The sequence below is a fragment of the Pedobacter aquatilis genome (assembly GCF_030409415.1).
GTDB lineage: Bacteria > Bacteroidota > Bacteroidia > Sphingobacteriales > Sphingobacteriaceae > Pedobacter > Pedobacter aquatilis.
The window spans coordinates 1-22,735 of the sequence record NZ_JAUFPW010000011.1 but is presented as its reverse complement, the minus strand read 5'-3'; the positions used below and the strand labels follow the sequence as shown (position 1 = coordinate 22,735).

At 37.5% G+C, this 22,735-nt stretch carries 20 protein-coding genes and 1 pseudogene; 10 read left to right on the top strand and 11 right to left on the bottom strand.

Annotation, left to right across the window (positions count from 1 at the left end):
• Window positions 1-107 precede the first annotated feature (107 nt).
• Together QWY86_RS03180 and QWY86_RS20055 are read left to right on the top strand one after the other, a co-directional pair.
• Window positions 108-2,462 (top strand): annotated as a pseudogene (locus tag QWY86_RS03180) (UvrD-helicase domain-containing protein); the annotation flags it as partial.
• Between the two features lie 89 nt (window positions 2,463-2,551).
• Window positions 2,552-2,665, top strand: coding sequence for a topoisomerase DNA-binding C4 zinc finger domain-containing protein (locus tag QWY86_RS20055; RefSeq protein WP_353958890.1), 114 nt, complete (start codon window positions 2,552-2,554; stop codon window positions 2,663-2,665).
• Between the two features lie 10 nt (window positions 2,666-2,675).
• Here the strand turns inward: QWY86_RS20055 and QWY86_RS03175 are convergent, their stop codons facing one another.
• Complete coding sequence (locus QWY86_RS03175; protein ID WP_290238678.1) at window positions 2,676-3,209, bottom strand: GNAT family N-acetyltransferase; 534 nt, start codon at window positions 3,207-3,209, stop codon at window positions 2,676-2,678.
• A gap of 650 nt (window positions 3,210-3,859) precedes the next feature.
• Here QWY86_RS03175 and QWY86_RS03170 point away from each other — a divergent pair.
• Complete coding sequence (locus tag QWY86_RS03170; protein WP_290238676.1) at window positions 3,860-4,072, top strand: hypothetical protein; 213 nt, start codon at window positions 3,860-3,862, stop codon at window positions 4,070-4,072.
• A gap of 675 nt (window positions 4,073-4,747) precedes the next feature.
• Here the strand turns inward: QWY86_RS03170 and QWY86_RS03165 are convergent.
• The gene (locus tag QWY86_RS03165; RefSeq protein ID WP_290238674.1) at window positions 4,748-4,993 is read right to left on the bottom strand and encodes a hypothetical protein; all 246 of its coding nucleotides are present in this window, start codon (window positions 4,991-4,993) and stop codon (window positions 4,748-4,750) included.
• 239 nt (window positions 4,994-5,232) lie between these two features.
• Window positions 5,233-6,624, bottom strand: a complete 1,392-nt coding sequence (locus QWY86_RS03160) for a DASH family cryptochrome (protein WP_290238672.1) — start codon at window positions 6,622-6,624, stop codon at window positions 5,233-5,235.
• Window positions 6,625-7,180: 556 nt separating this feature from the next.
• On the opposite strand from QWY86_RS03160, the gene nhaA reads away from it, so the two are divergent.
• The 4 genes from nhaA to QWY86_RS03140 all read left to right on the top strand — a co-directional run bounded on the left by nhaA (window position 7,181) and on the right by QWY86_RS03140 (window position 10,849).
• Window positions 7,181-8,332 carry a Na+/H+ antiporter NhaA gene (gene nhaA / locus QWY86_RS03155; RefSeq protein ID WP_290238670.1) on the top strand — a complete coding sequence of 384 codons (1,152 nt, stop codon included), beginning with the start codon at window positions 7,181-7,183 and terminating at the stop codon, window positions 8,330-8,332.
• 174 nt (window positions 8,333-8,506) lie between these two features.
• Window positions 8,507-9,514: an aldo/keto reductase gene (locus QWY86_RS03150; RefSeq protein ID WP_290238667.1), complete on the top strand. Its 1,008-nt coding sequence runs from the start codon at window positions 8,507-8,509 to the stop codon at window positions 9,512-9,514.
• A 61-nt stretch (window positions 9,515-9,575) separates the two neighbouring features.
• Window positions 9,576-10,472: a helix-turn-helix domain-containing protein gene (locus tag QWY86_RS03145; RefSeq protein WP_290238997.1), complete on the top strand. Its 897-nt coding sequence runs from the start codon at window positions 9,576-9,578 to the stop codon at window positions 10,470-10,472.
• A gap of 62 nt (window positions 10,473-10,534) precedes the next feature.
• Complete coding sequence (locus QWY86_RS03140) at window positions 10,535-10,849, top strand: HPF/RaiA family ribosome-associated protein (RefSeq protein WP_290238666.1); 315 nt, start codon at window positions 10,535-10,537, stop codon at window positions 10,847-10,849.
• Between the two features lie 127 nt (window positions 10,850-10,976).
• On the opposite strand, the gene QWY86_RS03135 is transcribed toward QWY86_RS03140, so the two are convergent.
• From QWY86_RS03135 to QWY86_RS03120, 4 genes are all read right to left on the bottom strand, one after another.
• Window positions 10,977-11,717, bottom strand: coding sequence for a menaquinone biosynthetic enzyme MqnA/MqnD family protein (locus QWY86_RS03135; RefSeq protein ID WP_290238664.1), 741 nt, complete (start codon window positions 11,715-11,717; stop codon window positions 10,977-10,979).
• Window positions 11,718-11,824: 107 nt separating this feature from the next.
• Window positions 11,825-12,448 (bottom strand): histidine phosphatase family protein, encoded by a 624-nt coding sequence (locus QWY86_RS03130; protein WP_290238662.1) that lies wholly within the window; start codon window positions 12,446-12,448, stop codon window positions 11,825-11,827.
• Between the two features lie 145 nt (window positions 12,449-12,593).
• Window positions 12,594-13,787 carry an aminofutalosine synthase MqnE gene (mqnE, locus tag QWY86_RS03125; RefSeq protein WP_290238660.1) on the bottom strand — a complete coding sequence of 398 codons (1,194 nt, stop codon included), beginning with the start codon at window positions 13,785-13,787 and terminating at the stop codon, window positions 12,594-12,596.
• 1,526 nt (window positions 13,788-15,313) lie between these two features.
• Window positions 15,314-15,808, bottom strand: a complete 495-nt coding sequence (locus tag QWY86_RS03120) for a lipocalin family protein (protein WP_290238658.1) — start codon at window positions 15,806-15,808, stop codon at window positions 15,314-15,316.
• Between the two features lie 122 nt (window positions 15,809-15,930).
• On the opposite strand from QWY86_RS03120, the gene QWY86_RS03115 reads away from it, so the two are divergent.
• Window positions 15,931-17,046, top strand: a complete 1,116-nt coding sequence (locus QWY86_RS03115) for a trans-sulfuration enzyme family protein (protein ID WP_290238657.1) — start codon at window positions 15,931-15,933, stop codon at window positions 17,044-17,046.
• A 55-nt stretch (window positions 17,047-17,101) separates the two neighbouring features.
• On the opposite strand, the gene QWY86_RS03110 is transcribed toward QWY86_RS03115, so the two are convergent.
• From QWY86_RS03110 to gatB, 3 genes are all read right to left on the bottom strand, one after another.
• Entirely contained in the window at window positions 17,102-17,791 is a 690-nt protein-coding gene (locus QWY86_RS03110; RefSeq protein ID WP_290238655.1) for a response regulator transcription factor, read from the bottom strand.
• 104 nt (window positions 17,792-17,895) lie between these two features.
• Window positions 17,896-19,008 (bottom strand): TlpA disulfide reductase family protein, encoded by a 1,113-nt coding sequence (locus QWY86_RS03105; protein WP_290238651.1) that lies wholly within the window; start codon window positions 19,006-19,008, stop codon window positions 17,896-17,898.
• Complete coding sequence (gene gatB, locus QWY86_RS03100) at window positions 19,008-20,465, bottom strand: Asp-tRNA(Asn)/Glu-tRNA(Gln) amidotransferase subunit GatB (protein ID WP_290238649.1); 1,458 nt, start codon at window positions 20,463-20,465, stop codon at window positions 19,008-19,010. The genes QWY86_RS03105 and gatB overlap by 1 nt, the downstream gene beginning before the upstream one ends.
• Window positions 20,466-20,605: 140 nt before the next feature.
• On the opposite strand from gatB, the gene QWY86_RS03095 reads away from it, so the two are divergent.
• Together QWY86_RS03095 and QWY86_RS03090 are read left to right on the top strand one after the other, a co-directional pair.
• Window positions 20,606-21,199, top strand: a complete 594-nt coding sequence (locus QWY86_RS03095; protein ID WP_290238646.1) for a hypothetical protein — start codon at window positions 20,606-20,608, stop codon at window positions 21,197-21,199.
• A gap of 115 nt (window positions 21,200-21,314) precedes the next feature.
• A complete protein-coding gene (locus QWY86_RS03090; RefSeq protein WP_290238644.1) occupies window positions 21,315-21,818 on the top strand; it encodes a hypothetical protein in 504 nt (167 codons plus the stop codon).
• A 33-nt stretch (window positions 21,819-21,851) separates the two neighbouring features.
• Here the strand turns inward: QWY86_RS03090 and QWY86_RS03085 are convergent, their stop codons facing one another.
• Complete coding sequence (locus QWY86_RS03085; protein WP_290238642.1) at window positions 21,852-22,418, bottom strand: hypothetical protein; 567 nt, start codon at window positions 22,416-22,418, stop codon at window positions 21,852-21,854.
• Window positions 22,419-22,735: the final 317 nt, after the last annotated feature.

Genomic DNA, 22,735 nt, shown 5'->3' with positions numbered 1-22,735 from the left:
AGTTTGGGCTTGGTCTGTTTTAGGGTGTGCTATTGAGAAGTTGGGAATTTTAAAGGCCTGGACTTGCAGAATGATTATATTTGCCAAAATCTCATTTGCGCTCCAAAATGAAACCTAGACCAAAGCCGAGAAAAACCCAGAAAACCACGCCCGAGGGACTGCCAGGCTGGCTGCAGCTGCTGCTATTTTTATGTTCGCTGGGCCTGTGGCAGTATTACCTGATGTGCCGGGCGGAGAAAAGCCGGTGGGAAAACCTCCGCAGTTTGATTCCAGAGATCCGTTTGGCGATCAGGGCATTGGGCGATACCCAGGACATGCTGTTTTATTTTTCGGCGATGAAAGCGCAGGGCTTGCTCCAATGCTACGCTGTGTTGTTGGATTCGGTTCCAAAAGACTATAAGAACTGCGGTCTGGAAGCAGAGGAGCAGGCATTAGTGGGGCATTTTCTGTGGAGCTTTGCCAACCTGGAGCAGATCCGTTCGGATTATAATGAACGTTTTATTCCGATGGAGATCGGCCGGTACCGGGACTTTTTTGCCGGACTGGACGCTCATCCCCGGTCCGAGGAGCAGATGCGGGCGGTGGTGTGCGAGGAGGACAACAACCTGGTGATTGCGGGCGCGGGTACGGGCAAGACGACAACGATCAGTGCGAAGATTGCCTATTTGCTGCAAAAGTCGCTGGTCGAGCCCGAGGAGCTGCTGGTCATTTCCTTTACCAATAATGCGGTGGAGGAAATGGCGGAGCGGACTTCGAGGTTTCTGCGGGACGGCGAGCTTACTAGCCGGATTACCTTTAAGACCTTTAACGGCTTTGGCAATATGGTGACGCGGTACTGCAGCGAAAACCCAAAAAAGCTGGCCTTTGACGGAAAGGATTACCTCACCAAGGCTTTCCTTCAGCGCAAGTTCGATGAGCTGTTTTTGTCCGATGGTGACTTTGCTTTGAAGGCGATCAATTTTCTAGCCTTTTTTGCCAGGCCCGAGCGGGACGATTTTGATTTTGAGAGTGCGGATGCCCTGTTTACCCAGGAGCGTTCCTTTAGGAACAAGGGGCTGGACGGCAGGGAATACCGGAGTATGGAGGAAGTGCAGATTGCCAACTTTCTGTACCTGCACCAGGTGGAGTATGAATATGAAAGCCTCTATCCCATGGAGCGCGAGGACCGCAACCCGGAGTTTGGTGCTTATTCGCCAGATTTCTTTCTGCCGGGTTATGGGATCTACCATGAGCACTATGGGATTGATGAAAAGGGCGATGTGCCTTCGTATTTTAAGTATAGGCCACCTTTTACCTCGGCCAGGGAACAGTACCATCACGGAATGGCCTGGAAAGCAGACATCCATGAAAAATACCAGACGACGCTGATCAAGACCTATTCCTTTCAGGCCAGGGAAGGCCAGCTGTTGCGGGTACTGAAAAACCACCTGCTGGCCCATGGGGTAAGGCTGGAAAAACGGCCTGCGGGTGAACTGCTCGATACGTTGAAAGAGGCCGAGGATTTTGAGGATTTTATGGGGCTGATCTATACCTTTTTGAACCTGATGAAATCCAACCATTCCTCTTTGGCTGAATTGCGTTCGGGCAGGAACGACCAGCGGTTTTCGGTTTTTCTGGATGTATTTGAGCCTTTGCTGAGGGTTTATCAGGCGGAGCTGGAAAGAACTGTGAGCATGGATTACAATGATATGGTCAATTTATCCTCGGGCTATATCCGCTCGGGGGATTTTAGGAAAAAGTATAAGTACATCCTGGTGGATGAGTTCCAGGATATGTCGCTTGGACGTTATGGTTTGCTCAAGTCGCTGAAGTCGGCCAATCCGCAGGCCAGGCTGTATGCGGTGGGCGATGACTGGCAGTCGATCTTCCGTTTTACGGGAAGCGATATTGGCATTATGACCGAGTTTTCCAAACATTTTGGCGCTACCGCGCTCAATGGGGTGCTGCGCACTTACCGGTTCAATCAGGAGATTTTGAATCTGTCCAGCGGCTTTATCCAGAAGAACCCGGTGCAGCTCAAAAAAACGCTCTCCTCTCCTTTTCAGGCTGCCTGGACGGCTTTCGAGCTTGTGCCGGTAAGTGTTTTTGGCAATAGCGCAATACAAAGCCTGCAGAAGTTTGATGCACTGAAGCGGATACTGGGCGAAATTTCGCGCAATCATGGCCGGGCTACGGTATTTCTGATCGGTCGTTACCGCCGCACGGAGCCCGATGATCTTCGGGAACTGCAAAAGGCTTTCAAAATGCTCAGTATCAGTTATTTTACGGCCCATTCCAGCAAGGGACTGACCTGTGATGTCTCGGTTTTGCTGGACCTGGACGGTGGGGTATTCGGATTTCCTTCGGCCATGGCGGATGACCCGATCCTGTCAAACCTGCTCCATGAGGGGGACAGCTTTGAGCATGCGGAGGAAAGACGGCTGTTTTATGTGGCGCTGACCAGGGCTAAACACCAGGTTTACCTGATGTACAATCCGCAGAATCCAAGTGTTTTTCTGCAGGAGATCATCTCTGATTATGCGCTTGGGGAAAAGGCGGGCGAGCAGGCGTTGTGCCGAAGTGCAATGGGCTGCTTGTGGCGAGGAATTCGGCAAGGGGCGCATTTCTGGGCTGCAGGAATTATCCCCAGTGCAACTATACCCAGCAGCTGATCTCCAGGGCTTAGCAATTTTCATCTAAGGCCTTTTGTTTGATGTTAAGGTAGGAGGCTGTTTTTTGACTCGGAGTGCAAGTCCTAAAAAGGACAAGGGAAAGCCTGGCTGGCTGGATCCTATAGTGAAGCCGCTGTGAAGCAGAAACGCTTTAAGCTCGTTTGGTCTGGTTGGGGCAAGGATGCGCAGGGTGTTTTTGCCTAGGTAACGGGAATAATTGCGGATCACCTCGAGCAGCATCCTGGCGAGGCCAATCTGCCAGTAAGTGGGCAGCACGGCGAAATCGCTGATCCAGGCCATATCTTTTCTATGGATGTTTTCGGGGCGGTTTCTTGTGGGATGGACCTGATAGCGTGCCATGGCGCAGACTTGTTCTTCGAGCATGAGCAGGATGACCGTCCCCTGGTCAAGTTTTTTGCTTAAGGCCTGGGCATCGTAATCTATACGGGTCAGCAGGTCGGCTTTGGCGATTGCGGACTTACTGAAAATAAGTATGCGATCCCGTAGGTCTTTTTTACCGTCAAAAATGCGGATACTGAAGATTCTATCGATTTTCATTTAGAGGCTGTTATAACAGCATGTGCCCTCGCGATGCGTATTTCAATAAAACTGTACGATCCATTTCGGGCCAAACTGTACGCGAATTTGACTGCCGGGCGGTTAACTAAATTGTCCCTTTCCCTCTGAACAAAAGTGATCGCCAGCTCCAAATTTCCTTCTTTTCGTAAATCCATCCAATCATCCTGCCCAGACAAATATCCAAAAGTTTGCCCCAGCAATCCTTAAGGATTAATCCTGGAAATAAATCTAAATATCCTTCAAAAAGTGCACTGAACCTCTCAAATCCCACCCGACAGATCAATTACCATATCCGGCAGCATTTTAGCAGGAGAGCCCTTTATTTGGCCTGAACTTAAAAAATTAAAAGGACTTACTGAGCGAAGAAATCCTGCCCCAACGATCAGTGCGTACAGCTTGGTCCGAAACAGCCCGTCAGTTTGGAGCGAAATAAGGTGTCAGCATAAATGCGAAACGCTCGTACACTTTTGCCGAAATACCCACATTAACACCAACCTTTGCAAAATCATTGCATAAATCAAATGTTGTCTCTGAATCAACTTATGCAATACCCTTAAACTTATTGATTAGACTTTTAATATGGTTTCGATATATTACTCGTTTCAGTTAATACACCTGATTGTATTCTCATGGATAAAAGATCAATAGCCCCCAAATACGCAATTGCCTACTTCAAGAAACAAGGAGAAGATATCACCGAAGAGGATGCTATAGAAATATTAGACTTCATGTATTTCTTGTCTAAGAATATTGTAAAAAGACTTAAAGTTGGACTGAGTAAGAAAGGTAGAGCTAGACGTAGTTTAAAGAAAGTTATCTTCAGTCACAAAAAATCACACTAAAAATTAGATCAATAGCGGGGCTCGAACCTTCAAGAACAGCTTTATTCAGTTAAAAACCCAATTTATGCATTTTTCACCTTAAAACATCGAACCACTTTTTTAGGAAGGTTTTACTTTGTAACTAATTGACAAAAAGCTTATTACATAATAAAAGCAGTCTTTTCAGACTGCTTTTCAAAACTTGGGGGTGGATAATGGGGCTCGAACCGTTTTGAATATTATCAACTAACAAATATTCAGTTTCTGAATAAATATTAAGCATATGTCGTGGGACATAGGAGAAATTAGTTTTAGCTACTAAATCCTAAAAATCGCAGAAATCTTCTTTAGATTAATTTTAAAATATCGCTTCAATATTAAAAAATAAAAAGTTAGATTTACAGTATAGTATTTGCAATAAAAAGACACAAAAAAAGCGGTGAGTCACTGGGTGAGTATCGAACCTAAAGACCAATAAATATTGATTAAACGCATGCTTTCGAACTATGTTCGAATCCCAGCGGGATCACAAAAAGCCTTCAACGAAAGTTGGAGGCTTTTTGTGATCCCGCTGGGATTCGAACGGAAGCGTTGGCCTGGTTCGATTTGAAAAAGGCTCAAGACAGCGATCGGGCACTGCGGGACTGATCCATCGCTAAACTTCTAACAATATATTGCTAAAACCACAGGCCTGCGTTATCGAGGGGTTGAAGCTTTCCTAAAAATATTTATCGTTCCTGCAATACAATTAACAGATATAGCTAGAAAAATCAGCCCAACTAATAGCAGATTGGTATCACCAGTATGTTTGGCATTAACCATTATTGCAAGAGCGAAGCTGATAAACACAAAAAATAAAAAAATTAAAATGGATGCCTTAAAGGGGTTTTTTAAATCAGTGCCTTTTTCAGCTTGGGTGGTGGTAGGGTTATTATTTGACATAAGAGTTTAATTTTAACTAAAATATTAATTTTTCCCTCCAAATCCAATCACTAAAAGTAGTTTAAACTTATTACTAATACATCAATGGTAAAAGCTGGAAGTAAAAGTGTAGATCATGATATAGAAAGAAAATGGAATTGAGGATATATTTACTGGAGAGAACTTCAAACCCTCTGCTGCCGCACGCGTATCGTAATGTACTAATAAAACTAGTATCAGAAGAGCAATGCCAAATCTTGCTAAACTTTTATCTTCTTAATCAAATTAATCGCCCTGTCCCACTTAGAATAAATTTCTATGGGCTTAGGGTATCCTTTAAATTTATTTTCCCAGGGAATTAATACTTCCATGTTATTAGCTTTGGCGAGTTCGGGAATCCAATGCCTTATAAAATCCTGTGCTTTGTATTTATTAGATTGATTTACAGGGTTGGTGTACCAAATTTCAAAAGCTTGCATGTGCCAGTTCATCCAGTTGGAGCTTACATCATAATCGATAAGTTTCGATTCGAAATAAGCGGCACCCCAGGTCCAGTCTATCTTAAGGTCGTGAACCAGATAGCTGGCGCAATTTACCCTGCCCCTGTTGCTCATGAAACCGGTTTGATTGAGTTGGCGCATGTGGGCATCAATAAAAGGAATACCGGTTTTTCCATTGCACCATTTTTCGAATTTGGTGGGATCATTCTCCCACTGGTAGGTTTTATTTTTATAACCCTTCGTTTTGAAAATAGCATCTTCGAAACGCATCGCTTTGAAAGTGAAGTAATCACGCCAAACCAGTTCAAAAATCAGCCACCAGGTACTTTGGTTCTTTTTAACTTTCGATTCGTAGGTCTTTACCTTCTCATAAATTTCTCTGGGCGATATACTACCCAAAGCCAAATAAGGAGAGCATTTGGAACTATAATCCATACCATCAGATTGGTTTCTACTCCAGCGGTATTTAGTTAATTGCTCAGACTTAAAAGTGTAATATTCCAATCTTTCCAATGCAGCATCTTCTCCCCCCTTTACAAAAGGCGCTGCATTTTTGTATTCCTTTAATTTAAAACCAAATTCTTTGTATGAAGGAAATTTAGTCGCTTTTATCTTTTTAATAGCGTTAATTTTCTTTGGAACGTCAAGCGTTTTTCTGGGTTCAGACGCCTTGGCCGTTGGAATGCGATAAGCTTTACTGGTTAAAGGAATTTTAGCAATAGAGAAAGGAATATCATCTATATGGTACAGCGTTTTTACCCAGAAAAAATTAAAATTTACATTAGGCAAGGCATCTTTCAACTTATCAATCAAATCTAATTCATAGCGGGCATATTCTTGTTCTGCATAGATATCGGTTATGCCATATTTATTAATGAGCTCAGGCAAAGTAATAAGTGCAGATTTAGAACCAATGATGAGCTGGCCACCGATTAATTTAAGATTCTTTTTCAGATTATTGATTGTTTGTTCTAAAAATATGAAGCGGTTTACATCCGCTTTGCGGAAGCCCAATTCATGTTTTTGATAATGCGTTTCTTCCAGGCAAAAACAGCACAATAATTCGGTGCACTCTTTAACTGCGGTAACAAGTGCCTCATTATCATGAAGTCTTAAATCATTTTTAAACCAAACTAAACCAATTTTTTTCATACCAACTATATTGATTTACCCAAAAAACCTAATAATGGTTATATAGGTGCTCAGTCAAAATTTTATAAGACTCTGTTATTACTTTTTTAACATAAGAGCATTAAAAAAGTTTCGAACAGATATAGTTAGCAATAATTAATGCAACTACCTATCAACTGTATAGCTTAAATAGAGTTCAAGTATAGATAATTATGCTAATAATTCTAAACTATGCTAGCCTAACTTCGCAACTCGAGCCAACTACACTTAAAACTTTTAGGAGTACATATTATTTTATGCTAATATTGACTTTGTAACAGAATAGTTATATTTTTCAGAAACTAAACTAGAAAGAGAAATGGCAGAGAAATTTAACCTATTCGCCGGCGTACTAACCATGATTACCAGCCTTGGCATCTTGATTGCACTTGTAAAACCAAACAACAAGCAAGAGCATTAACAAAAAAGCCAGAGTTTAGCCTCTGGCTTTTTTTTGAATATTATGCCGTAAAAAATTTATCCGTTTTTACACACCTAGGTTCGAAATTTTAGAATTGCTTTCACTATTTTTACCGCAATGGCTAAAAGTATCAACCTAAACATATTTAAGCAGTTTTTTAAGTCATCACAATTTGGCGGTATTATTCTGCTGGTTTGTGTGTGTGTTTCGCTCCTACTTGCAAATTCATCTGCCAGTGCTGGTTTCGAAAAATTTCTGGCAACCAAAATCGGATTTGAAATTGCGAATTACAGTATATTAACCTGGATAAATGATGCTTTAATGGCCATTTTCTTTCTATTAGTTGGACTGGAAATCAAAAGGGAATTAGTAGAGGGAGAATTATCGACAGTGAAAAATGCAACCTTACCAGTAATTGCCGCACTTGGTGGTATGCTTGTGCCTGCATTGATTTACATTCTTTTTAATACAGGAACTGAAACTTCAAAAGGTTGGGGAATTCCGATGGCTACAGACATTGCTTTTGCCCTGGCAATTATAGCCATGCTTGGAAAGAATGTTCCAGCTAGCCTTAAGATATTTTTAGCCGCCTTAGCAATCGTAGATGATTTAGGTGCAATCATCGTAATTGCTATTTTCTACACCAATCAAATACATTTCGAATATTTGGGAATGGTAGCAATTGTGGTGTTAATCCTTTCGCTGATGAACTACTTTGGTGTTAAAAACCTATTGCTGTATTTAATTCCAGGAGTATTTTTATGGTATTTTATTCACCATTCGGGCATTCATGCAACAATTGCTGGTGTATTACTAGCCTTTACAATCCCAACCAACGATACAGACGAGGAATCGCCATTAGAAAAATTAGAACATGCATTAACTGTTCCTGTAAACTATTTAATAATGCCAATTTTCGCAATTGCTAACACCAATATAACTTTGCAGAGTGATATGTTCAGCACTTTAAAATTCCCGCTAGGATTAGGTATTGTTATTGGCTTATTTTTCGGGAAAACCATTGGTGTAACGTGTTTCAGCTTTTTGGCTGTAAAATTAAAGTGGGCATCCTTACCAACAGGTGCAAACTGGAAACATATTTTTGGGTTGGCGATGCTTGCAGGCATTGGTTTTACGATGTCGATTTTTATTGCGTTACAATCTTTTGATGATGCCGGTCACATTGCTGAAGCAAAGTTTGCCATCTTAACGGCATCAATTTTATCAGGCATTATTGGTTTTATCTTTTTGAAAAACCTAAAATCTTGATCATTTAATACCGATTTGTTAAATAAAATCCCCTAATAATATACGAATCTACATTTGCTACTAAACCCTTATAATTCTGTATCTATTTAAAATCCTTGATTTACCTACAACAATCAGGGCTTTGCATACAATGCTAATCATCAAAGGCAATACCTTTGATTTATAAAACATAAAATGATGGATATACAGAAAATAAAATTAGGAAGTCAAGGCCTGGAAGTTCCGCAAATAGGTTTAGGTTGTATGGGCATGACAGGTTTTCAAGATGGGAATATGTATGGTAAGGCAGATGAAAAGGAAGCCATTGCCACAATTCATCGTTCGCTGGAATTAGGTGGCAATTTTTTAGATACAGCAGATTTGTATGGACCGTTTAAGAACGAGCAGCTTATAGCAAAGGCAATTAATGGCAACAGAGATAAATACATTATAGCCTCAAAATTTGGTTGGGAAATTGATGATAACAATAAAGTAACCTGGGCAATTAATGGTAAAAAAGAGTATGTAAAAAAAGCGGTAGAACGTTCGTTAAAAAACCTGAATACCGATTTTATTGATTTGTACTACATGCACAGATTAGATAAGAGTACGCCTGTAGAAGAAACTGTGCAAGCTATGGCTGATTTGGTTAAGGAAGGGAAAGTTGGTTACATCGGTTTATCGGAAGTTTCTTCTGAGACGGTAAAAAGAGCACACTCAATCCATCCAATTACAGCTATACAAAGTGAATATTCTTTATTTGAACGTACTGTTGAAGAGCGTGGTGTGTTGGATACGCTTAGTCAGCATGGTATTGGTTTTGTTGCCTATTCGCCACTTGGCAGAGGTTTTTTGACGGGAGAAATTAAAAGTATTGATGATTTACCTGCTGATGATTTCCGCAGGGCAATACCGCGTTTTCAGGAAGAATATTTTTATAAGAATATAGAATTGGTTAAAGCCATCGAAACACTTGCTACAGAAAAAAATGTAACTTCATCACAATTGGCGCTTGCCTGGATTATCAGCAAAGGTATTTTACCTATTCCAGGTACTAAGCGAAGAAAATATCTGGAGCAAAATATCGAGGCAACAAACATTCGTTTAACGGAAAGTGAATTGGCTAAAATTGAAAGTATCGTTCCATTAGGTACAAATACAGGAAACCCTTATGATGAATTTAGCATGGGTTTAATTGATTAGAATAATTAGGGCCTGTATATAAAATGCAGCCGCTAATTTTAATAATGTTTAATTTAGTATGATGAACGAAATTAAGTCTGTTTCACAATTTCACAAGTTACTATCTTTACCCGAACCATTGCACCCTTTGGTTAGTGTAATTAACCTGGCAGAAAGTGTATTTCTCGAAGATGATGTGTGGAAGGGATTTGTAAACCGTTTTTATTGTGTTGCTTTAAAAAGAGAAGCAACCGGAAAGATTCGTTACGGACAGCAACATTATGATTATGATAAAGGTGTACTGAGTTTTACGGCACCTAATCAGGTGCAACATTTAGACTTAGAAACCATTGAATGTGGCAAAGGTTATTTGCTCATCTTCCATCCCGATTTTTTGCTTAAACATCCATTGGCAATTGCGATAAGTGCCTATGGCTTTTTCGATTATGCAGTTAATGAAGCGCTTCATCTTTCTGCAGATGAAGAAAATAACCTCATTAACATCTTTGATAAAATTAATAACGAATGCAAGCATATCGACCGCCACACGCAGGAAATTATAATTTCTCAGATTGAATTGTTGCTTAACTATTCAAATAGATTTTACGAGCGACAGTTTATTACCCGAAAAAACAATAACCATCAAATATTGGTCAAATTTGAGCAATTCGTTGATGGTTACTTCAGTAATAATCAAAATGTAAATCAAGGTTTATTAACGGTGAAGATGATTGCAGAACACATGAATCTATCTCCAAATTATTTAAGTGATTTACTTCGTGTGCATACTGGCCAAAATACGCAGCAACACATTCACGAAAAATTAATAGAAAAGGCAAAAGAAAAACTCTCAACCACAAATTTATCAATCAGCGAAATTGCTTATGATTTAGGTTTCGAACATGCGCAATCCTTTAGCACGCTCTTCAAAAAGAAAACTGAAATGTCGCCTATTGAATTTAGACAATCATTTAACTAAAAATAAAACGTTTATCCATTCTGACTGTTATCATAATATTATTTAACCTTAAATTTAATATTATGACGATTCAGCTGAATACCGACAAGAACTTGACCATACACCAGGAATACGAAGATAAGATACAAGCCCAGATAACAGAATCTTTAAGTCGTTTCAGTGATTTAATAACCAGATTAGAAGTTCATCTTTCTGATGAAAACGGAAGTAAGGATGGCTTGGAAGATAAACGTTGCTTATTAGAAGCCAGAATATCTGGTAAAGAACCAATAGCGGTTACAAATTTTGGTAACAATTATGATTTAGCAATTTCAGGTGCACTGAGTAAGCTTAAGAGTAAATTGGAAACCATTGCTGGGAAATTGAAAACGCATTAGTAGAATAGATATTTAGCGCTTTCGTCATGCTCAGTTTGACTGTGCATCTTAATGCAGAATTAAAATATTACAGGTGTTAAGATGTCCGTAGGCACGGGAATGACGAAAGCTTAAATATTAAGTGTTGTTAAACTGTTTCTTTCTCCAGTTCTTCAATGTATCCTAAAAATAATTTCAAAGCTTTCATTCTATCTTCTGTAACTTCAAACTGAAGTTTGTTGTAAAGGTAATCGCCTAAGTCGAAATTATCAGTTTTAGGCAAATGCTGTAGAACCTCTTTTTTATGCTTTAACCCAAACTTTAAGGCAGCATTAAATTCATCCTTAAATACCTGCGGAATTTCTTTATTGGCTACCCAGGCTGCGTACATGAAAGGTAAGCCCGTAAAATTTTTCCATTCTGCTCCCATATCATAAGCAAATGCGTAATCATCTTTTTTACCAAATGTTCTATCGCCAATTAAAACAACAGCATCAGTTTCCTGATGAATATCCGTAATAAATTCGACATCTTGTTTCCAATAAAATTTAAGTAACACTTTAGCAAGATTATTCGAAGTTCTGGAATGTGTATCCAGCCTCAAGGTTTTAATTTCATTTACAGGTACGCTACTGAAAATAAATACCGAATTAACTGCACCATCACTACCAATACAATAATCAGCTACGATATTTGCATTTGGCACCAGTGGAATTGCAGCAACAGGCATTAAACCCATATCTACAACTCCGCTAATCACTTTAGCTGCACATTCTGAAGGAATATCCAAGCTTAAATCTATTTGATTTATAATATCGGAATGCTCGATTCCATATATAAAGGCTTTGGTATTGGTGTACTCAACAGCCGATATTTTAATTTTATTCAAGGTATTATTTTTAAAATATTGCCGTCATTGCGAGGCACGAAGCAATCTTTCGAGCGTAATGCAATAGATTAGATTGCTTCGTGCCTCGCAATGACGAATTTTATTAACTATTCAATCACCAATCCATCCAAATGAACGGCACTATTAAATTCCAATACGGTAAACTTTCCATCTTCGAACCCCATTTTATACAAAACTGTATTCTGATGAGGGAATTCCGTCATTTCACTAAGTGGCTTATTCAACAGCAAACACAAGAAAACACGCATTGCTCTACCATGCATGCAAAGCAAAACATTTTTTTCTTCGGGCCTGGTTGTTAAAACCTGCATAGGTTGTTTTAAGCGTTCATAAACATCCTGTACGCTTTCGCCACCTTCAAAATGGGCAGTATAATCGCCTTGCTCCCAAGCTTGTAACATTTCGCGAAATGCATCACGAGATTCCTCTGTGTTAGCCTTACCTTCCCAAACACCCCAAGCCAATTCATCTAAACCTGAAAGTTTTTCCCAAGACAATTTAGCATCTATAAACTTTTGCACCGTTTGCCAGGTTCGTTTCAAATCCGAAGTATAAATTTTATCGAATGGAACATCTTTGTATTTTTGATAAAAAGCTTCGGCTTGTGCCCTACCGGTATCGTTTAAATCAGAATTTATACCTCTGCCTTGTACTATTCCTTGTCTGTTAAGTTCTGTTTCGCCATGGCGGATGATATAAATTTGCTTCATTTCTTATATTAGTGAATGATTGAATTAGTGATTGATTGAATTAGTGATTGATTGAATAGATAATGATTGAATTAGTGAATGATTGAATAGAGAATGTTGAAGCATTTCGCAAAATTCACTCAATCTATCACTTGTTCATTCAAGATTAATTTACAACTGGCAATTTATAGTAAGCTGGCTTCTTCTCTTCTTCAAAAACAACGTTTTCAAAATCGGTAACCACGTTATATAAAGTATCGCGTTCTATTGCTTGTCGGCCGACCTGTTTAATCAGATTTACCAATTCCTTTGTACTCATTGCAGGTGTTTGTTCCTCAGCACCAGCCATTGAGTAAATCTTTGTTGTATCGTCTAAAGTTCCATCAATATCATCAACACCATAATTCAGAGATAACTGTGCTGTTTCACGACTAATCATTGCCCAATAAGCTTTAATGTGATCGAAGTTATCCATGTAAATACGAGCGATGGCGTAGTTTCTCAAATCTTCAATTACTGATGATTCTGGAACATTACTCATTTGATTGTGCTGGTTTCTAAACTTCAATGGAATAAATGTTTGAAAGCCTCCAGTTCTATCTTGTAAATCACGAAGTTTTTCCATGTGGTCTACCCGGTGTTCGTATTTTTCGATATGACCGTAAAGCATGGTTGCATTACTTCTCATACCTAATTTATGCCATTCTTCGTGTATAGCCAACCACTGTTCGCCAGTACATTTATCTTTAGCAATTTGTTCTCTTATCTCTGGATGAAAGATTTCTGCACCACCACCTGGCATAGATTGCAAACCAGCCTCTTTCATCAGCTTCATTCCGGTAGCATAATCTACTTTCGCCTTTTTGAAAATATAATGATACTCAACAGGTGTTAATGCTTTAACATGTAAATCCGGACGATGGGCACGAATTGCAGAAAACAAACTCGCATAAAAAGCCATATCGTACTGCGGTAAAACGCCACCAACAATATGAACTTCGGTTACTGGCTCATCATCGTATTTTTTAACGATATCCAGCATTTGGTCCATTGTCAAAGCCCAGCCTTCTTCCTTTTGTTTAATTAAGCGGGAATATGAACAGAATTTGCAATCGTAAACACAAAGGTTTGTAGGTTCTAAATGGAAATTGCGATTAAAATATGTTATGTCGCCATGCTTAGCTTCTCTAATGAAGTTGGCCAAAACACCCAAATAACCTAATTCTGCGTGTTCATAAAGATAAACACCTTCATCAAAAGTAATACGTTCTTGCTTAAGTACTTTGTGCGCTATCTTTTGTAGTTCAGTTGATAATGATGTATCAGCTAATATTTTTTCAACTTGCTCAGTTGTATTCATTTCTGACTTTTATTTTGAACAAAAATACAATTTTGAGGCGATTTGAACATCATTTTCTTGTAACAAACGGAGGGTTAGCCACAGATTAACAGATTTTCTGTTTACAAAAAAAAATAAATAATTGTTGCCACGGAAGCACAAAATACACGGAAAGGTTTTTCATCATTTTTTAGCAAACGATAGGTTAGCCACAGATTAACAGATTATTTATTCAAAAATTTAGTATTTAAATAAAATAATAATAGCCACGGAAACACTAAAGGCACGGAAAATCATTTAGTCGATTAATTCCGTGTGCTCCGTGCTTCCGTGGCAAAAAAATATTAATCTGTAAATCTGTGGCTATAACAAAAAAGCACCTCTTTTCAGAAGTGCTTCTATTATAATCATTTTCTTGTAACAAACGATAGGTTAGCCACAGATTAACAGATTTTCTGTTTACAAAAAACATGAATAATTGTTGCCACGGAAGCACAAAGACACGGAAAGGTTTTTCATCATTTTTTAGCAAACAATAGGTTAGCCCCAGAATTATCAGATTATTTATTTCAAAATTTAGTATTTAAATAAAATAATAATAGCCACGGAAGCACAAAAGACACGGAAAATCATCTCCTTAATTAATTCCGTGTGCTCCGTGCTTCCGTGGCAAAAAAAATATTAATCTGTAAATCTGTGGCTATAACAAAAAAGCACCTCTTTTCAGAAGTGCTTCTATTATAATCATTTTCTTGTAACAAACGGAGGGTTAGCCACAGATTAACAGATTTTCTATTTACAAAACACATGAATAATTGTTGCCACGGAAACACTGAAGGCACGGAAAGGTTTTTCATCATTTTTTAGCAAACAATAGGTTAGCCCCACATTAACAAATTTTCTGTTTACAAAAAACATAAATAATTGTTGCCACGGAAGCACAAAAGACACGGAAAGGTTTTTCATCATTTTTTAGCAAACGATAGGTTAGCCACAGATTAACAGATTATTTATTCAAAAATTTAGTATTTAAATAAAATAATAATAGCTACGGAAACACTGAATGCACGGAAAATCATTTAGTCGATTAATTCCGTGTGCTCCGTGCTTCCGTGGCAAAAAAAATATTAATCTGTAAATCTGTGGCTATAACAAAAAAGCACCTCTTTTCAGAAGTGCTTCTATTATAATCATTTTCTTGTAACAAACGGAGGGTTAGCCACAGATTAACAGATTTTCTATTTAAAAAAAACATAAATAATTGTTGCCACGGAAGCACAAAAGACACGGAAAGGTTTTTCATCATTTTTTAGCAAACAATAGGTTAGCCCCAGAATTATCAGATTATTTATTTCAAAAATTTAGTATTTAAATAAAATAATAATAGCCACGGAAACACTGAAGGCACGGAAAATCATCTAGTCAATTAATTCCGTGTTATCCGTGCTTCCGTGGCAAAAAAAATATTAATCTGTGAATCTGTGGCTATAACAAAAAAGCACCTCTTTTCAGAAGTGCTTTCCCATTATGTTTTTCCTAGGTAAATTCTAATTCATTGCTGGCGAAAACGTTAATACGATGTTAGCCGTTTTACCACCAAACTCGATTGGAGATTTCATAACCATATTTCCTTTAGAAAGTTGGGTTAATACTAAACGATAACCCTCTGTTACGTTTTTAGCTTTATCTCCTTCATAAATTTTCTTGAATTGAAATGTTTCTTCTGATGGTGTAGCCGACCAGAAAATTGTTTGCATTACCTCACCACATGCACTAGATGATGGCAATGTATATGAACCATTTCCACTATTTGTTAACTTCCAGGTACTACCTTGAAAACATTTATAAGATTTTTCTCCAAACAAGCCTTGAACAGCTTGGTCTGGCAAACCTTCCAAGGTAATATTATTCAAAACCCATGTACCAGTGATTGTACCTCTGCCACCATTAATACCAGTTGTTGCATTTTTTGTTGACGAGCAACTTTGTAACATTACCAATGTAGAACATGCTATCGCGATAGCTATAAATAATCTTTTCATTTTGTTTAATTTAATTTCTGCCAAACTGAATACATAAATCTTGCCAAAACAATTGCTAACATTAATTTTGCTTCAAATTATTAACTTGCGTTGCGGTTAATCGCATCTAAATAGAAATTATAATGAAACCCGAAACCCTTGCTATTCACGCATCTAATATTGTCAAAACCACAACTGGTGATGTTACACCGCCATTAAATTTATCTACCACTTTTTTTAGGGATGAACATGGTGGTTACCCAGGTGGTCATATGTATAGTCGCGTGAGCAATCCAAACAGGTCTGCTTTAGAAAACACCGTTGCTAAACTTGAGTACGGTGAAGATGCTGCAGCTTTCGCATCGGGCAATAATTGCGGTTTAAGTTTGTTTCAGGCTTTCAAACCTGGCACACACATTATTGCCCCTGATGATATGTATTGGGGCATAAAAAAGCAATTACTTACCATCTTTAATGAGATTTTGGAATTTGATTTTATAGATCAAACCGATTTAGATTTGATAAAATCTACCATAAAACCCAACACAAAATTAATCTGGATTGAAACACCTTCCAATCCATTATTAAAGATTACGGATATTGAAGAAATCTCAAAAATTGCCAAGGCAAATCAAATAACCTTAGCTTGCGATAGCACGTTTGCTTCGCCAATTCTGCAAAATCCGATTTTATTAGGTGCTGATATTTTAATGCACAGCAGTACTAAATATTTAGGCGGACATAGTGATGTTTTAGGTGGCATTTTAGTTACAGCCAAAAAGGATGAACTTTGGGAAAAAATTAAAAATATTCAGCAAACTGGCGGAGCCGTTCCATCTCCTTTTGATTGTTTTCTGCTTTGCAGAAGTATAAAAACATTAGCCTATCGCATGAAAGGCCATTGTGAAAATGGGAAAAAAGTTGCTCAGTATTTAGTCAATCATCCAAAAGTTGAGGCTGTATTTTTCCCAGGATTGGAAACACATCCACAGCATGATATTGCTAAAAAACAGATGAAAGATTTTGGTGGTATGATGTCGTTTTTAGTTAAAGGTGATGTAAACGATACGAGCAAAGTTGTTAATAAAGTTAAATTATTTGCACAAGCTACAAGTTTAGGTGGTGTTGAAAGTTTAATAGAACACCGCTATTCAGTTGAAGGACCAGACAGTAAAACACCTAAAAATTTACTTAGAATTTCTGTAGGATTGGAACACGTTGATGATATAATAGCAGATTTAGAACAAGCTTTAGGTTAAAAATAAAAGCCCCGAATTTTATAAATTACGGGGCTAAATATTTTTTTAAGTTTATTTAAGAAAGCTCAAACTTATAACCTACTCCCTTTACTGTTGATACATAATTTTCACCTAATTTTTCGCGGAGTTTACGAATGTGAACATCAATTGTACGGTTAGTTACCACTACTGAATCTTCCCAAATATTTTTTAGAATAGATTCACGGGTGTAAACCTTGCCAGGTTTAGAAGCTAAAAGATACAACAATTCGAATTCCTTTTTCGCCAATACCACCTTATTACCATTCTGAAAAACCAAATAAGCTTCGCGGTCGATAACTAAATCACCAATCTCAAGTTTATTTTCTGAAACTTCTTCTGTTCCAGAATTTCTTCTCAAAATGGCATTAATACGGCTTACCAATGCTCTTGGTTTAATCGGTTTAGCAATATAATCATCAGCGCCAACGTTGAAACCTGCAATTTCCGAGTATTCTTCACTTCTAGCGGTTAAAAAAACCATGAATGTATTTTTGAACTCTGGAATTGCCCGCATTAACCTGCAAGCCTCTATCCCATCCATTTTCGGCATCATGATATCCAAAATAATTAAATCCGGATGAACCTTTTTGGCAACAGTTATACCTTCTTGGCCATTAGATGCTGTAAAAACCTGATAACCTTCTTTTTTAAGATTATATTCAATCAGTTCCAGAATGTCTGGTTCATCATCAACAATTAATATTTTCTGACCTACGTTGTTCATTAGTTAAATATTTATTACGAAAGTAGTGTCTGTGATGCAATATTCAGTTAACCCTAAGTTAAGAAATTGTTAATAACTCAAATTAGTTTAACATTGAGTTTCTTTTAACGTAACGTTTTTGCTAAAAATGCTTCAAGCTCGTTCCCGCGTAAGTTTTTCGCAACAATTTTTCCATCTGGTGCAATAATATATGAGGTTGGAATTGCTTGAACCTGATACTTACGAACAGTTTCTCCATTGAAATCTTTAAGTTCAGAAACATGAGTCCACTTTAATCCGTCTGCGTTAATTGCATTTAACCAAGCTGCTTTATCGGTATCCAATGAAACACCTAAAATATCGAAATTCTTAGTTTTATATTGATTGTAAACTTTTACAACATTTGGATTTTCCTGACGACAGGGTTGACACCATGAGGCCCAAAAATCAACCAAAACATATTTACCCTTATAATCAGCTAAGCTAACAGGCTTACCATTAACATCATTGATAGTAAATGCTGGTGCAACTTGTCCTACTTGGACAGATTTTAATAAAGCCATTTGTTTAACAAAAGTATCTACAGTAGCATTCCCCTTAATTTCATCTTTAATTTCATCAGCAAATTTCACCAATTCTGCTTCATATTCTTGCGGACTTAAAGTATTCATTGCATAAAAACTTGCTAAAGTACCTTTGTTATCCTTTGCAAACTTAATAATACCAACATTTAACTGGTTGGTATAAGATTCATATTGCGGCTTTAACTGTTCTAAAATTACAGCTCGGTTTGAAGGTTGTTGCGCTACTTTTGCTTCAAAATCTTTTTGTAAATTTTCTACCTGTTTAGCGTAGGTATTTCTCAAATCATTCACTTCTGATAACTTCTCCACTTCATTCGCACCAGAAATTTTGTAAGCCATCGTTTTATCAGCCAAATCTGCTTCTAGTTTTATGTCATCGCCATTTTTAGCAATTAACATAAATTCGTGATTACCAACAGAAACACGGAAAAAATCAACGGATGGTGTTTTACGGATAAACTTAAATTCTCCTTTTTCTGATAAATTAGTAGAATCTATAGCAACCATTTGGCTACTTTCCATTCCATATAAGAAAACTTTCTTCTCGCTTCCAGGATTTTGGAACGTTCCATCAATGTTAAAACTATCTTTCGGTTTACAAGCTGTAAACGCTATCGCAATTAATACGATTAAACTCAGGTTTTTTAATTTCATTATTTTAATTTTTCAAGTATCAATTCATTTAATTTTTTAGCATCCGCTTTGCCTTTGGCCAATTTCATAACATCGCCAACGAACAAACCTAAAACGCCTTTTTTGCCTTTTTTATATGCATCAACCTGTGCAGGGTATTTTTGTAAAACTTCATCGATAAAACCGCTCAATTCATCGCTGTTTTCAGAAATCAAGAGATTTAAAGACTGAGCTAATTCAGCAACGTTTACCTCATCTTTTTGTTCTACTGCAGGTAATAATTGTTGTATGGCAATCTGCTGTGTTAGTTTTTTATCATCAACCAAATTAATCGTCATGGCCAATTGTTCAGGCTTAACTTTATATTCAGCAATTGCAATTCCTTTTTCATTTAAAACTGCTCTAATCGGTCCGATTAGCCAATTTATTAATGTTTTCTTCGTCTTAACAAGTGGTAAAGCCGCATTAAAATAATACAGCAAATCTAAATCTTCGGCAAATAAGGCTGCATCAGCTTTGCTAATACCAAATTCTGCAACCATTTCTTTTGATATTTGATTCGGCAAAGCAGGCATGGCCGATGTAATTTCTGCTAACCAATCATCAGAGATATAAATTGGCTGCAAATCCGGGTCAGAGAAATAACGATAATCATTTGCCTCTTCTTTGGTACGCATAGGCGATGTTGTGCCTTTATCTGCATCAAAATTTAAAGTGCTCTGAATAATTTTACCGCCGTTAGAAATCACCTCTACTTGCCTGCCGAATTCGAATTCCATTGCTCTACGTACGTTACGCATTGAGTTTAGGTTTTTCACTTCGCAACGGGTACCAAATGCTGTTGCACCGTTTTCGCGGATGGAAATATTTGCATCGCAACGCAAACTGCCCTCTTCCATGTTACCATCGCTCACGTTTAAATGGCGAACCAGTTTTCTAATTTCACTTAGCAAAGCTGATGCTTCTTCCGCACTGCGAATATCTGGTTCTGTTACAATTTCAATTAAAGGAACGCCCGCACGGTTTAAATCAACCAAAGAATAATTATCATCTTGATCGTGTATGCTTTTACCAGCATCCTCTTCCAAGTGAATTCTATTAATTCCAATTTTCTTAGTCGAACCGTCGCCAAGCTCAACCTCCAAAAAACCGTTGACACAAATTGGCTGGCTATCTTGTGTAATTTGATATCCCTTTGGCAGATCGGCATAGAAATAGTTTTTTCTATCGAAATGATTGGTTTGATTAATTGTACAATTTAAGGCAAGACCAATTCTAACGGCTTTTGCAACAACTTCTTTATTAAGTTTAGGCAAAGCGCCTGGCAAAGCAAGCGAAACCGTAGAAATATTTTGATTAGGCAAAGCACCAAAAGATGCACTATCGGCAGAAAATATTTTGGTATTTGTATTTAACTGAACGTGAATTTCCAGTCCTGAAACAAGTTCGAAATTTCTTTGGTTTGTACCTAAACCCATATTAAAATTGTGCCTTTAATGTATTGCTTCGGCAAATATAGTTAAAGAATGTTAAAACGGATTGTTACAATTAAACTACTGTGTAACGGCTATGTCTATTTCAATAATTAACACACAATAGAAACCTTAATTTAAAAGTTATGAAAAAGTTGGTATTATTTGCTGCAGTTCTGATGGTTTCATTATTCAGCATAAACAATGCAAAAGCACAAGTTGGTTTAAACATAAATATTGGATCTCAGCCAGCTTGGGGGCCAACAGGTTACAACCATGTAGATTACTACTATTTCCCAGATATCAATGCTTATTATAACGTTCCATCTGGTCAGTATATTTATGCTAATGGCAATAATTGGATTTGGGCAAATAATCTGCCTCCGCAGTTTAGAAATTTCGATTTATATCGAGCTTACAAAGTAGTGGTAAATAAACCCAAACCCTACTTACAAAACAACTATTATGTAACAAATTATGCGAAATACAAAAATTACCGCGGCCGCCAAACCATTATCAGAGATAGTCACGATAGTAAATATTATGTGGTAAAAGGTCACCCGAATTATAAGAATGATAAAACTGTTGTAGTTACCAATCGTCCTAATCGGAACCAAAAAACTGTTGTAAATGTCAATCGAAATACTCGACCAGCACAAAATAACAATCGTGGTAATGATAATTCAAACCATAATCGTCCAGAAAGAAATAATAATCAAAGAGGGCATGGCCGTGGATAATCGTATTTAGTTGTGGTAAGGGAGTTTCGGAAGAAGCTCCTTTTTTTGTTACAATAATGGTTTTGGCACAGCGTTTGAATTTATACAAGTACACACAAATTAAATTTAGATTATTATGAAAAAGTTACTAATCATCTCCGCGATTGTAGGAATCGTGGCTTTAACATCAAAAGAATCTAACGCTCAAGTAAGTTTAAACGTAAACATTGGCACGCAACCTGCATGGGTTCCGGCCGGTTATCAAAACGTTAACTATTACTATTTACCCGAAGTTCAATCTTATTACTACGTTCCGCAAAGGCAATTCGTTTACTTAAGTGGTAATCGATGGACGAGGTCGAGGTATTTGCCAGCCAGATACAGAGGTTATAATTTAAATCACGGCAGAAAAGTTGTAGTTTATGGTAACAGTCCATATCGCAGTTACAACACACATCGTGTAAGATATGCTACCCACACCAATTATTATCGTAATTCTTACGGTGGCGGTGGCAACCGGGTTAGGTATAGCGCACCAGGAAGATCATATAAAAGCGTAAAATACGTAAACAGAGGTCATGATTTTCATGGAAGAGGTAAAGCCCACCATGATAGAGGACACGGCAGAGGTAGACATTAAAATAAAAAGAGGCTTATGAGCCTCTTTTTTTGATTAAAATCTTTTACCTAAAATAATTCCAATTCTTGGATAAGCTTCTATTGAACGATTATTGCCCAGGAAGCGTCCTACACCACCGTAAATCTCGCCGGTAAATCCGTTTCTGGTTAAAAACTTAGCACCAACCGCTGCACCTAATCCAAAATTAATTACTGGCGACTTATTTATCGGCGTTCTATAATTTCCTATAACATCGTCATAAAATTGATAATTATTTTCTCTTATCGCACCAACTGCAGCGTTTCCCTCTATAAAAAAGCCTGCTGCACGTTTCTTACCAAAATATAATCTATAGTGTGGAATAGCTAGAAATCGGTATTCTGAAAAATCGTCATCATCGCCTATTCCGGCTGACAATGAAATGCCAACACCCATATTATCTTCAATAATTCGCTCATAGCTAATTTCTGGTAACGCTAAAATAGAAGTTAATAAATTCACTTTTAGCTCATTTTTGCCAGTTTCGTTAGCATTATTTTGTTTCTTTTCGGCTTGATTAGTTTGTGCATTTGCAAACATACCGGAGCCCAATAAAATTGAAATTAAGAGAGTTTTTTTCATTTGGTTAAATTTGAACGAAACTAATAAATTAGTTTTTAATTTCTCATTTAAATAATAATATGTTCTTCTGTTATTCCGAAATATTTAGAAAAGCAGCGTTATCGTTTCTTCGGAACGTTCAGTCCCGCTTTGCGTTACAATTCCCGATGAAATCGGGATATTTCCACTGCAATGGGGTTTAAAGAATTTAGGTATGTGCATTGAAACTTACAAACCACCCCCAACCCCCAATGTCATTAACTTAAGGCTCATATCGCTCTTTTGTAGTTGGTCCATGTTTGATATTTTCCTTTGGTTCTTTTACTTTTTACGATTCG